Genomic DNA, 12,459 nt, shown 5'->3' on the forward strand with positions numbered 1-12,459 from the left:
TCACGGGTCATTCGTGATGTCCGCTACTAGTCCATTTCCGACATGCCTGCAATTCTTTCCTGAGTGCGTTCCGGTGAGCGGAGCACGAGGAAGGGGAAATCGGCGGTGGACAAGGGGTATGAGCTTTACTGCCTCGCGGACGAGCTCTTCTACGACGCTCCGCCGGTGACCCGTCGAACCGACTTCGAAATCACCCGGCGCGAACTCCCGGACGGTTGGGAGACGGTCTTCGGGGACGAATGGGTCGTCTATGTTCCGCCGACGCAGCGCGCCCCCGAACAGGGCTGGAAAGTGCATGTCGCCGGCTGCCCGGAAAGCGCCGACGAGGCGCTGGCCGGAACATGGGAGTACTGCGTCGCCCGCGGGATCGAGTTCAAGCATCTGCGCGGTCCGGGAACACTCCGCAGGCGCAACGCCAAGTACGCGCCGCGCGGGGCGAGCGGAAAGCTCGTCACGATCTACCCCGCGGACGAGGGCGAGCTGGCGGAGGTGCTCGCCGGGCTCGGCGCCCGGCTGGACGGCCTCCCCGGCCCGTACATCCTCAGTGACCTGCGCATCGGCGGCGGCCCGCTGCACGTCCGGTACGGCGGCTTCGCCGAGCGCCGGTGCCTGGACGAGCAGGGCCGGCTCGTCCCCGCGCTGCGCGACGGCTCCGGGGAGCTGGTGCCGGACCGGCGCGAACCGGTCTTCTCCGTCCCCGATTGGGTGAGCCTTCCCGCCTGCCTGGAATCGCATCTCAAGGCACGCGGCGCCACAACGACGACCGACCTGCCGTACCGGATCGACAAGGCCCTCCATTTCTCCAACGGGGGCGGCGTCTACGCGGCGACCGACACCCGCACCGGGACGAAGGTGGTACTGAAAGAGGGCCGCCCTTACGCGGGACTCGCCGCCGACGGCGCGGACGCGGTGACCCGCCTCCGACGCGAACGGGAAATGCTGGAAAAGCTGGACGGAATCGACGGCGTGCCGGCCGTTCTCGACTGGTTCACGCTCGGCGAGCACCATTTCCTCGTCCAGGAGTTCGTCGAGGGGCGCACGCTCAACACCTTCTTCGCCGAGCGGCATCCGATGCTCGACCCCGAGCCCGATCCGGCGAGGACCGCCGAGTACACGAAGTGGGCGCTGCGCGTCCACGAGGGGGTGGAACGCGTCGTCGCCGCGATCCACGAGCGCGGCGTGGTGTTCAACGACCTGCACATGTTCAACGTGATGGTGCGCCCGGACGACTCGGTCGCACTGATCGACTTCGAGACGGCGGCGCCCGCGTCGGCCGGCGGCCGGCAGACCCTCGCCAACCCCGCGTTCCTCGCCCCGCCCGACCGGCGCGGCACCGAGGTGGACCACTACAGCCTCGCCTGCCTGCGGCTCGCCCTGTTCGCCCCGCTGACCACCCTGTTCGTGATCGACCGGGGCAAGGCGCGGCAGCTCGCCGACCTGATCGCCGAGAACTTCCCGGTGCCCCGCGAGTTCCTGGACGAGGCGGTCGCGCGGATCGCCCGGGACACGGCGACCGCCCCCGCGCCCGTGTTCGTCCCGGACGCCCCCGGCTGGGAGCGCGCCAGGGACGCCCTGTCGAGGGCGATCCTGGAGAGCGCCACCCCCGAGCGCGCCGACCGGCTCTTCCCCGGCGACGTGGAGCAGTTCTCCGGCGCGTCCCTCGGGCTCGCGCACGGCGCCGCCGGCGTCCTGTACGCGCTGGACGCCACGGGCGCCGGCCGCTTCCCGGCCCGCGAGGAGTGGCTGGCGGAGCGGGCCTCGAACCCGCGGCGCGGGACCGGGATCGGCCTCTACGACGGCCTGATGGGCGCCGCGTACGTGCTGTCCCGGTTCGGCCGCGAGGACGCGGCGCTCGCCGCCGCCCGGCACTGCCTGGGCGAACGGTGGGAGCGTCTCGGCGACGACCTCTACGGCGGCCTGCCGGGCTTCGCACTGGTCCTGGACCACCTCGCCGACATGACCGGCGACGCGTCCTTGCGCGGGGCGGCCCGCAGGTGCGTCGAGATCGTGGCCGGGCGGTCGGACGCCGGGCGCGGCGCGCGCCCGGGTCTCATGCACGGCGGCGCCGGGGCGGCGCTGATGTTCGTCCGCGCCTACGAGCGCGAAGGCGACCCCGAACTGCTCGACCTGGCGGCCTCCGGGCTGCGCCGCGACCTCGCCGCCTGCGTCACCGACCACAACGGCGCCCTGCACGTCGACCAGGGCAGCCGGGTGCTGCCCTACCTCGGCCGCGGCAGCGTCGGCATCGGCCTCGTCCTGGACGAGTACCTGGCGCACCGGCCGGACGAGAGCTTCGAGGCGGCCCGCGGCGCCGTCCGCCTGGCCGCGATGTCCCGCTACTACGCACAGCCGAGCCTGTTCAGCGGGCGCGCCGGGATGCTGCTCCACCTGGCCAGGCAGGGCCGCCCGGAGGACGCGGCCCGCGTGGCGGAGCACGTCCGCGACCTCGCCTGGCACGCGCTGCCGTACGCGGGCGGGCTGGCGATGCCGGGCGAGCACATGTACCGGCTGTCGATGGACCTCGCGACCGGCACCGCCGGGGTGCTGCTCGCGCTCGGCGCGGCCCTGCACGACCCGGCCCCAGGACTGCCGTTCTTCGGGACGGCGCACCGACCCTCCGTGGGAGCCCCCACGGCGGCCACCTCTATCCAGCCCGAAAGGAGGTGAAGAACATGGCGCTTCTCGACCTTCAGGGGATGGTGAGCGAGAACGGCGGCGACGGCGGCAACAGCAGCCTGAGCCTGCTCTGCCACAGCTCCCACAGCATCACGATCTGCCTGTGATGACGCCGGCGGCCATGGCCCCTTCCCGGGGCCATGGCCGTCGCCGTGTTTGGAGACCCCATGACCTCCCTTCCCGCGGCGGCCGGCGCGGACCGGCTGCTGCTGCGCGCCGCCGGGCACGCCCGCGCATGGACGGCGCTCGTCGGGGCCGCGGCGCTGGCGGACGCGGCGGCGGCCGTCCTGCTGCCGTTCGCGCTGGCCCGCGCGATCGACGCGGTCCCGCCGGGCGGGGCCCCGGCCGCCGCCGCGCTCTGGCCCTGCGCCGCCCTCGTGGCGGCGGCCGCCGCGGCCGAGGTGCTGTCGGAGCTCGCGACCGGCTGCACGGCGGCCCGGGCGACCGCGTGGCTGCGGCACACGCTCGTCCGGCACCTGCTCGCGGCGGGCCCCGCGCCGCGCCTCCCCCCGGGGGACGTGGCTGGACGCATGGTGGGCGGCGCGGCCGAGGCCGGCGTGGCGCCGGCCGCCGCGACCGAGGCCGCGGCCGCGCTGCTGCCGGCCGCCGGGGCGCTCGCCGCGCTCTACCTGATCGACTGGCGGACCGCGGCGGCGATCGCGGTCGCGGTGCCGGCGGTGGCGCTGCTGATGCGCGCGTTCGTCCGCGACATCACCGCGTCCGCGCACCGCTACCTCACCGTCCAGGGCACGATCGCGGGACGCCTCGCCGAGGCCCTCGCCGGCGCCCGGACGATCGCCGCCGCCGGCACGGCCGACCGCGAGGCCGCGCGCATCCTGCGCCCGCTGCCCGGCCTGCGCGCGGAGGGCGAGGCGATGTGGCGGGTGCAGGGCGGCATCGCGGCGCGCGGCCTGCTGGCGCTGCTGCTCCTGCAGGTCGCGGCCGTCGGCGTCGCCGGCGCCGAGCTCGCGGCGGGCCGCATCACGCCGGGCGAGCTGGTCGCGACCGTCCAGTACGCCGGCCTCGCCGCCGGGTTCGGGCCCGTGCTCACCCAGCTGCTCCGCCTCGGCCGCGCCCGCGCCGGCGCCCGCCGCGCCGCCGAGGTCCTGGCGTGGCCCGCGCCGACCTACGGCACCGGCGACGCCCCGCCGGGCCCCGGCCGCCTGGAGTTCCGCGGGGTCGCCGTCGCCGGGGCGCCGGGCCTCGACCTGACCGTCCCCGGCGGACGCGCCGTCGCCGTCGTCGGGCGGTCCGGCTCCGGCGCCTCCGCGCTCGCCGCGCTCGCCGGCCGACTCGCCGACCCCGACCGCGGCGAGGTGCTGCTGGACGGCACGCCGCTCCCCCGCCTCGGCCGGGCGGCGCTGCGCCGCGAGATCGGCTACGCCTTCGCCCGGCCGGCGCTGTTCGGCGCGACCGTCCGCGACGCCATCGCCTTCGGGCCCTCGCGGCCGCCGGACGCCCGGCTGCGCGAGGCGGCGCGGGCCGCCCGCGCCGACGGCTTCGTCCGCCGCCTCCCGGACGGGTACGGAACGCCGCTCGCGGAGGCGCCGCTGTCCGGCGGGGAGCTGCAGCGCCTCGGCCTCGCCCGCGCGTTCGCCCACGCCGGGCGCGTCCTCGTCCTGGACGACGCGACCTCCAGCCTCGACACCGTGACCGAACTCCAGATCACCGACGCGCTGCTCGACCGGTTCGCCGACCGGACGCGCCTGATCGTCGCCCACCGCGCCTCCACCGCCGCCCGCGCCGACCTCGTCGTCTGGCTCGACGGGGGACGCGTGCGCCGGACGGCCCCCCACGAGGTCCTCTGGGCCGATCCCGACTACCGCGCGGTCTTCGGAGGCACGGCGTGACCGGCAGGCGGGAGGCGGCGCGGGTCCTGTGGCGCAGCGCCGGGGACGCCGTCCGGGCGCGGCCCCGGGCGGTGGCGCGGGCCGCCGGATGGTCGGCGGTGGAGGCGGTCCCCACGGCGGTGTTCGGGCGGGCCGTCGGTGAGGCCACCGACGCGTTCCGGACGGGACGGACGTCCACCGCGGCGGTCTGGCTCGGCGTGCTCGCCGTGTCCGCGCTGGTAGGGGCGGCAGGGAGCCGGCGGCTGTATCCGGCGCTGGCCGCGATCGTGGAGCCGTTCCGGGACGACCTGGTGCGGCGGGTCGCGACGGGGGCGCTGCACCGGTCGCTGCGGGGACGGCCCGACACCGGCGCGGTCGCGCGGCTCACCCACCAGGTGGAGATCGTCCGCGACACCTTCGGCGGGCTGCTCGTCGTCGCGCGCGGGTTCGTGTTCACCGCCGGGGCGGCGCTGCTGGGGCTGGCGGCGATGACGCCCGAGGTGACGGTGCTGGTGGTGCCGCCGCTGGTGCTCGGGCTCGTGCTGTTCGGGGCGGTGTTCGGCCGGGCCGCCGCGCGGCAGCGGGACCTCGTCGTCGGCGAGGAGGAGATCGCCGAGCGGACCACCGCGCTCGCCGCCGGGTTGCGGGACGCCGTCGCGTGCGGCGGCGAGGACCTGCTGCGGGCGGAGCTGGGCGCCGCGGTGGAGGCGCAGGCGGCGGCCGGGCGCGCGGTGGCGCGGCTCGCGGCGGTGCGCTCCGTCGCGCTCGCGGTGAGCGGCTGGCTGCCGCTGCTGCTGGTCCTGGCGGCGGCGCCGTGGCTGATGCGGCGCGGCGCCACGGCGGGGACGCTGATCGGCGCGCTGACCTACGTCCTGCACGGGTTGCAGCCGGCGCTGCGGACGCTCGTGCACGGCATGGGCGGCAGCGGCCTGCGGCTGGCGGTGACGCTCGGCCGCATCCTGGAGACGGGCGCGCCGAACGCGCCGGACGCGCCCGTCTCCGGGCCCGCCGAGCCCGCGGCGGGGGCGCCCGCGGTGGAGCTGCGCGGCGTGACGTTCGCCTACGGGGAGGGCGCGCGGCCGGTGATCGAGGACCTGGACCTGGTCGTCCCGCACGGCGACCACCTGGCCGTGGTGGGGCCGAGCGGCATCGGCAAGTCGACGCTCGCGGCGCTGATCGCGGGGCTGGCCGCGCCCGGCGCGGGCGAGGTGCTGGTGGACGGGCGGGCGGCGGGCGACCCGGACCGGCGGGTGCTCGTCCCGCAGGAGGCGTACGTCTTCGGCGGCACCCTGCTCGACAACCTCCTCTACTACGCGCCGGACGCGGGCCCCGGGGAGGCGGGGCGGGCCGTGGACGCGCTGGGGCTCGCGCCGCTCGTCCGCGATCTCGGCGGGCTCGGGGCGCGGCTGGACCCGGCCGCGCTGACCGAGGCGCAGCGGCAGTGCGTCGCGCTGTGCCGGGCCTACCTCGCGCCGCAGCCGCTCGTGATCCTGGACGAGGCGGCGTACCGGCTCGACCCGGCCGACGAGGCGCGGGTGGAGGAGGCGTTCGCGCGGCGGCCCGGCACGCTGGTCGTCATCGCGCACCGGATCAGCTCGGCGATGCGCGCCCGCCGCGTCCTGGTGCTGGACGGGACCCGCGCCCACCTCGGGCGGCACGCGGACCTGCCCGCGGTCTGCCCGCTGTACCGGGACCTGATCGGGCGCTGGGAGGAGGGCTCACAACCATCCGGCCTCCTCGGCGATCCGGATGGCCTGGACCCGGTTCCGCGCGCCGACCTTGCGGTTGATGCGGGACAGGTGGTTGCGGACGGTGCCGATCGTCAGGACGAGGTCCTCGGCGATCTCGGCCGCGGTCGCGCCCCGTGACGCCAGGGTGAGGACCTCGATCTCCCGCTCGGTCAGCGGGCTCTGAGCCGAGCCCAGCTCGGTGAACGCCATGTCGGGGTCGATGACGCGCGCCCCGGCCGCGGCCTGCCGGATCGCGTCGACGAGGTCGTTCGGCGAGGTGTCCTTCAGCACGAGCCCGGACGCCCGCGCGGCCACCGCACGGCGCAGGTCGCCGGTCCGGCAGCGGCCCGCCATGAGGACGGTGCGGCACTCCGGGACGGACTCTCGTAAGGCGCGGGCGGCGGTGAAGCCGTCCAGGTCGGGCAGCCCGACGTCGATCAGGGCGACGTCGGGCCGCCGTCTGCGCGCCGTGCGGAGCACCTGCTCACCGGAGCCGACGGCCGCCACGACGTCGAGGTCCTTCACCCGTTCGAACAGCGCGACGAGCCCGCCGCGCAGCAGCGGGGCGCCCTCGGCGAGCAGAATGCGAATCATTTTCGTCTCCAACAGGGCCACCCGTCCGCGTCCTGAGAAAGAGGAATTACCGAGCACGTTCAGCGCGTCAGGGCGGCGGCCGCGAGACGATACCGGGGATTCGGTCAGCGCTAAATCGAACTTCCATTGCGTCACCTTCGACAGCCTCGCGACTACTAAAGTCTCACCGGACGGAGCCAACACTATTCACCGCGTCAATGCAAAGACACCGGGGAAACCAGGAATCCAGCGAGGGGTATTCCGCCAATTAGCGTTCGTACACCTGATGGGCCGGAACCGGTTCAGGCGAGGAAATCGAACTCCACGCCGGCGCCCGCGGCGCGGGCGTCGGCGTAGGCCGTCCAGCTGAGCGCGAGGTCCTGCCAGGGCAGCCCGACGGGCGCGTACACCGTGACCTCGCCGTCGTCCGCCCGCCCGGGCGCCCGGCCGCGCAGCAGGTCGCCCAGCGTCCCGGCGGCGCGCACGGCGCCCGGGGGCGCGCCCGCCAGCACCCCCATCTCGGCGGCGAGCGGGACGTCGTCGACGACGACGCGGGCGCCCGCCAGCAGGCCGGCGCCCAGTTCGGCCTTGCCGGGCTCGTCCGCGCCGAGGGAGGTGAGGTGCGTCCCGGGGGCCACGTCGGCGGCGTCCAGGAGGGGGCTGCGCGCCCAGGTGGCCATGACGACGATCTCGGCGTCCCGGACGGCGGCGCGCGGGTCCGGCGCCACGGCCGCGGGCACGCCCAGCCGGGCGCCGTGCCGCGCGGCGAAGTCCGCGGCGCGGCCGGCGTCGAGGTCGCACACGGCGAGGCCGCGCACCTCCCGCAGCCCGCTCAGCCCCCGCAGGACCAGTTCGGCCTGCGCGCCCGCGCCGATCACCGCGACCGCCCCGGCGGCCGGACGCGCCAGGGCGTGGGTGCCGAGCGCGGCGGCGAGGCCGGTGCGCCAGGCGGTCACGGTCGCCGAGTCCAGCTGGGCGAGCAGCTCGCCGGTCCCGAGGTCGTGCAGGCAGACGACGCCGCGCAGCGCCGGGCGGCTGGCCGGGAACTTGGCGTTGACCTTCACCGTGTAGGCGGGGATCCCCTCGACCACGCCCGGCAGCAGCGCCGTCGCCGTGCCCTCCCCGGGCGGCTTCACGACCACGCGGCGGGCCGCGGTCCCGCCGTCCCCGGCCGTGAAGCCGCGGCGCAGGGCCTCCAGGCACCGGGCGGGGTCGAGCAGCGACTCGAGGTCCGAGCGGGACAGAAGCAACGTCACCGGATCATTCTCCCGCGTCCCGGGTAGTGCCGCTCTCGGCGGCCCCTCGCCCATTGGCCCTGTCTACCGGCCAGTACCAAACCGGCCAAACGGGCCATCCTCCCCGGGGATCGACCACGGAACCCGCACCCATTGTGACAATCCGTAGATGGTCGATTAGTCACTTTCTCGCCTTACGTGGGCCTTCAGCGATCTTCCAGCATTGCCCGTGACCTCCGGTGCACCACTCGGGTGCGCCCAATCCCCCCTGGAGGCAGAGTGAAGATCCGTTCCAACCGCGTCCGCGGCACCGCCGCCGCCGTCACCGTGGCGGCGTCCGGGCTCGTGGCGACCGCCCTCGTCGCCGCACCCGCCGCGAACGCCGCCCTCGACGCGCCGACCGGGCGCGTCGCCGCCCGGTCCGACACGGGCGGGGTGGCAGCCGAGCTGGCGCAGCGGCTCGGTGACCGCAGCGCCGGCGCCTACGTGGACCAGGCCACCAAGAACCTGGTCGTCACGGTCACCGACGCGAAGGCCGCGCAAGCGGTCCGCGCAGCCGGGGCCGTGCCGAAGAGCGTCGCGCGCAGCGGCGCCGACCTGAAGAAGGTCATGGCCGCGCTCAAGCGCGACGCGACCGTCCCGGGCACCGCCTGGGCCGTGGACCCGGCGGCCAACCAGGTCGTCCTCACCATGGACAGCACGGTCAAGGGCGCCGAGCTCAAGAAGGTGCGGAGCGCCGCGGGCAAGCAGGGTGCGGCCGTCCGCACCAAGCGGGTCGCGGGGCAGTTCCGCATGTTCACCGCGGGCGGCGACCCGATCTACACCGGCAGCGCGCGCTGCTCGCTGGGCTTCAACGTCAAGAAGGGGAGCGAGTTCTACTTCCTGACGGCGGGGCACTGCACCGAGGCGGGCTCCACCTGGACCGACGAGTCGGGGGGCACGCTCGGCGGCAACGCCGGCAGCAGCTTCCCCGGCAACGACTACGGCATCGTCAAGTACGACTCCACTCCGGAGGACACGCAGGGCGGCGTCACGGTCAACGGCCAGTTCCAGGACATCACCGGCGCCGCGGACGCCACGGTCGGCGAGACCGTGACCCGCAGCGGCAGCACCACCGGCGTCCACGACGGGCAGGTCACCGCGCTCGACCAGACGGTGAACTACCAGGAGGGCAGCGTCAGCGGCCTCATCCAGACGACGGTGTGCGCCGAGCCGGGCGACAGCGGCGGCCCGCTGTTCGCCGGGTCGAGCGCGGTCGGGCTGACCTCCGGGGGCAGCGGTGACTGCTCCTCCGGCGGCGTCACGTTCTTCCAGCCCGTGACCGAGGCGCTGTCGGCGTTCGGGGCCGAGGTCTACTAGCGGCCCCAGGCGGCCCGCCGGAGCTCCCAGGCGGCGGGAGGCCACGTGAGTTTCGGCCCTGGTCCTTCGGCCTTTCCGGCGGAAGGACCAGGGCCGGACTCCGTTCCGGGCCGGCGAGCGGCGGGTTGGTATTGCCGGACTGACCACGGACGCCGCTCCGAGAGTGCCAACGCGCACGCGCCGAATTGGTCACCTTCTGCGTCTTACGTCCGACTTGACGGTTCTTACACCATGTCGGTGACCTCCGGCGCACCACCCGGGTGCGCCCGATCCCCCGTGGAGGCACAAGTGAAGATCCGTCACAGGCGCGTCGGCGCCGCCGCCGTCACCACGGCGGCGGCCGGTCTGGTGGCAGCCACCCTCGCCACCGCCCCCGCCGCGTCCGCGTCCCCCGCCGCTCCCGCCGCCCCCGCCGCTCCCGGCGACGTCGCGACCGCCCTGGCGCACCAGTTGGGCACCCGCAGCGCGGGCTCCTACCTCCAGGACGGCAAGCTGGTCGTCACGGTCACCGACGCGCAGGCCGCGCAGGCGGTCCGCGCCGCGGGCGCGGTGCCGAAGACCGTCGCGCGCAGCGGCGCCGACCTGAAGAAGGTCGAGGCCGCGCTCAAGCGCGACGCGACCGTCCCGGGCACCGCCTGGGCCGTCGACCCGGCCGCCAACCAGGTCGTCCTCAGCGTCGACAGCACGGTCAAGGGCGCCAAGCTCAAGAAGGTCCGGGCCGCCGCCGCCAAGCAGGGCGCCGCGGTCCGCACCGAGACCGTCGCAGGGAAGTTCCAGACCTTCACCCGCGGCGGCGAGGCGATCTACACCGGCGGCGCCCGCTGCTCGCTCGGCTTCAACGTCAGGAGCGGCAGCACGTACTACTTCGTCACGGCCGGACACTGCACCAACATCGGCTCGACGTGGACCGACAGCTCCGGCCGGACGCTGGGCACCACCGCCGGCAGCAGCTTCCCCGGCAACGACTACGGCATCGTCCGGTACAGCTCGACGCCCACCGACACGCAGGGCTCGGTCTACCTCTACAGCGGCACCCGCGACATCACCAGCGCCGGGAACGCCTCGGTCAACCAGACCGTGTACCGCAGCGGCAGCACCACCGGCCTGCACAGCGGCCGGGTCACCGCGCTCAACCAGACGGTGAACTACGCGCAGGGCAGCGTCAGCGGCCTCATCCGCACCACGGTCTGCGCCGAGCCCGGCGACAGCGGCGGCTCCCTGTTCGCCGGGAGCACCGCGCTCGGCCTGACCTCGGGCGGCAGCGGCAACTGCTCCTCGGGCGGGACGACGTTCTTCCAGCCCGTCACCGAACCGCTGTCCAGGTACGGGGTGTCGGTCTACTGACCCTGAAGGAGGCTCCCCCTCAGCGACGGGCCGCCCCCGCCACGGACTCCCGTGGGGGCGGCCCGTCCGCTCACCGCACGGCGGGGACCTCGAGCGTGCGCAGAATCTCGGCGAGCACGGCGGACCGCTGGTCGGCCAGGTAGAAGTGCCCGCCGGGCAGCACCCTGAGCGCGAACCGGCCGCTGGTGGCGCGCTCCCAGCCGCGGGCCTTCTCCTCGTCCACGTGCGGGTCGGCGTCCCCGACGAGCGCGGTGAGCGGGGCGGCCAGCGGCGGGCCGGGCCGACGGGCGTACTTCTCGATCAGCGTGAAGTCGTTGCGGACGTACGGCAGGACGAGCTCGCGCATCTCCGGGTCCGCGAGCAGCTCGGCGTCGGTCCCGCCGAGCTTCGCCAGCTCGGCGACCAGCCCGTCGTCGTCCTTCTCGTGGACGCGCTCGTCGCCGCGGTCGTCCGGCGGGCGGGCGCCCGAGGCGAACACGTGCACCGGGGCGGCACCGCGCTCCTCCAGCAGCCGCGCCACCTCGTAGGCGAGGACGGCGCCCATGCTGTGCCCGAAAAGGGCGGCCGGGCGGTCCATCAGCGGCGCCATCGCCCCGGCGACCAGGCGGGCGAGCTGGTGGGCGTCGGTGACGAACGCGTCGGCCATCCGGTCGGCGCGGCCCGGGTACTGGACGGCCTGCACCTCGACGGCCGGGCCCGCCTCCTTGGCCCACGGCCGGTAGAACACCGCCGACCCGCCCGCGTGCGGCAGGCAGAACAGCCGCATCGACGCCCAGGGCCGCGTCTCGGGGCAGCGGAACCAGGTCACGTGATCAACTCCTCCTCCTCGTCCCGGCGGGACGCCACGCGGGGGTCACGCGGCAGCGGCCACGGCGCCACCCGCGGGTCCGGGACGAGCTTGGCCGCGGTGCTCTCCGCCGCCACCTTGAAGCCCCGCCGCCGGTAGTTGGCGATCGCGTTCGGGTGGTCGAGGCTGCTGGTGCGCAGCCACACCCGCGTGGCGGGTCCGCTGTCCAGGGCCCACAGCTCGCCCCGCTGCCAGGCGCGGCGGGTGCACTGCTCGACAAGGTAGCCGCCGTAGCCGCGCCCGACGAACGCGGGGGTGAGGCCCACCAGGTGGATCTCGGTGTCCCCGCCGGGCTGCGCCTCGATCTCGAAGAAGCCGGCGATGGTGCCCTCGGCCATGGCGATCCAGGTGGACAGCTCCGGCCGCTCCACCCAGGCCTGCCACTGCTCGTACGTCCACGGGAAGCGGTCCGTCCAGCACACGCGGGACCCGACGGTCGCGTACAGGGCGCGGTTGACGTCCGGGGAGGGCAGCCCGGCGAGGGTGAACGTCATCTCGACGCCCGGCAGCGGCGCGGGACGCAGGTCGGCGGCGTCCAGCATCTCCATCTCCCACTCGGTGACCGAGGGGATCCGCAGATGCGCGGTCTCCGGGGGCGGGCCCCCGCCGGCGTCACTCACCCATGGCCTCGACGAGGCTCTTCGGCCGCATGTCCGTCCAGTTCTCGTTGATGTGGTCGAGGCACGCCTGGCGGGTGTCCTCGTCCTTGGCGACCGTCCAGCCGGCGGGGACCTCGGCGAAGGACGGCCACAGCGAGTGCTGGCCCTCGTCGTTGACGAGGACGAGGTAGGTGCCGTCGGGGTCCTCGAAGGGGTTGGTCATCGTCTTTCCCTTTCCGTGGCCATGCGGTCTCAGTGATCTGTGCG

The 12,459-nt window shown here is 75.2% G+C and carries 10 protein-coding genes and 1 pseudogene; 6 read left to right on the forward strand and 5 right to left on the reverse strand.

All coding sequences use genetic code 11. The features are described from left to right. Nucleotides 1-105: 105 nt before the first annotated feature. From lanKC to K4S16_RS46080, 4 genes and pseudogenes are all read left to right on the forward strand, one after another. Nucleotides 106-2,667, forward strand: a complete 2,562-nt coding sequence (gene lanKC / locus K4S16_RS36275; RefSeq protein ID WP_149263607.1) for a class III lanthionine synthetase LanKC — start codon at nt 106-108, stop codon at nt 2,665-2,667. Nucleotides 2,668-2,672: 5 nt separating this feature from the next. Beyond that, complete coding sequence (locus K4S16_RS36280) at nt 2,673-2,783, forward strand: SapB/AmfS family lanthipeptide (protein WP_149263608.1); 111 nt, start codon at nt 2,673-2,675, stop codon at nt 2,781-2,783. A 60-nt stretch (nt 2,784-2,843) separates the two neighbouring features. Further along, nucleotides 2,844-4,526: an ABC transporter ATP-binding protein gene (locus K4S16_RS36285; RefSeq protein ID WP_149263609.1), complete on the forward strand. Its 1,683-nt coding sequence runs from the start codon at nt 2,844-2,846 to the stop codon at nt 4,524-4,526. A gap of 893 nt (nt 4,527-5,419) precedes the next feature. Then, nucleotides 5,420-5,995 (forward strand): annotated as a pseudogene (locus K4S16_RS46080) (ATP-binding cassette domain-containing protein); the annotation flags it as partial. A 228-nt stretch (nt 5,996-6,223) separates the two neighbouring features. On the opposite strand, the gene K4S16_RS36295 reads toward K4S16_RS46080, so the two are convergent. Then, complete coding sequence (locus K4S16_RS36295; protein WP_149263610.1) at nt 6,224-6,829, reverse strand: response regulator transcription factor; 606 nt, start codon at nt 6,827-6,829, stop codon at nt 6,224-6,226. A 281-nt stretch (nt 6,830-7,110) separates the two neighbouring features. Beyond that, on the reverse strand, nt 7,111-8,064 hold the full coding sequence (locus K4S16_RS36300) for an ornithine cyclodeaminase family protein (protein WP_149263611.1): 954 nt from the start codon (nt 8,062-8,064) through the stop codon (nt 7,111-7,113). A 258-nt stretch (nt 8,065-8,322) separates the two neighbouring features. On the opposite strand from K4S16_RS36300, the gene K4S16_RS36305 reads away from it, so the two are divergent. Both K4S16_RS36305 and K4S16_RS36310 read left to right on the forward strand, forming a co-directional pair. After that, on the forward strand, nt 8,323-9,402 hold the full coding sequence (locus tag K4S16_RS36305; RefSeq protein WP_149263612.1) for a S1 family peptidase: 1,080 nt from the start codon (nt 8,323-8,325) through the stop codon (nt 9,400-9,402). Between the two features lie 288 nt (nt 9,403-9,690). Then, nucleotides 9,691-10,746 (forward strand): S1 family peptidase, encoded by a 1,056-nt coding sequence (locus tag K4S16_RS36310; protein ID WP_235037297.1) that lies wholly within the window; start codon nt 9,691-9,693, stop codon nt 10,744-10,746. Between the two features lie 70 nt (nt 10,747-10,816). On the opposite strand, the gene K4S16_RS36315 is transcribed toward K4S16_RS36310, so the two are convergent. From K4S16_RS36315 to K4S16_RS36325, 3 genes are read right to left on the reverse strand one after another with little or no spacing between them, the layout of a single operon-like run. Beyond that, nucleotides 10,817-11,554 (reverse strand): thioesterase II family protein, encoded by a 738-nt coding sequence (locus K4S16_RS36315; RefSeq protein WP_305790880.1) that lies wholly within the window; start codon nt 11,552-11,554, stop codon nt 10,817-10,819. Further along, nucleotides 11,551-12,213, reverse strand: a complete 663-nt coding sequence (locus K4S16_RS36320; protein WP_235037298.1) for a GNAT family N-acetyltransferase — start codon at nt 12,211-12,213, stop codon at nt 11,551-11,553. Before K4S16_RS36320 ends, K4S16_RS36315 begins: the two co-directional genes overlap by 4 nt. Next, a complete protein-coding gene (locus K4S16_RS36325) occupies nt 12,206-12,415 on the reverse strand; it encodes an MbtH family protein (RefSeq protein WP_149263614.1) in 210 nt (69 codons plus the stop codon). The genes K4S16_RS36320 and K4S16_RS36325 overlap by 8 nt, the downstream gene beginning before the upstream one ends. Nucleotides 12,416-12,459 lie beyond the last annotated feature (44 nt).

Origin of the sequence: Actinomadura sp. K4S16 (genome assembly GCF_008327685.1) — a bacterium.
Classification (GTDB): domain Bacteria; phylum Actinomycetota; class Actinomycetes; order Streptosporangiales; family Streptosporangiaceae; genus Spirillospora.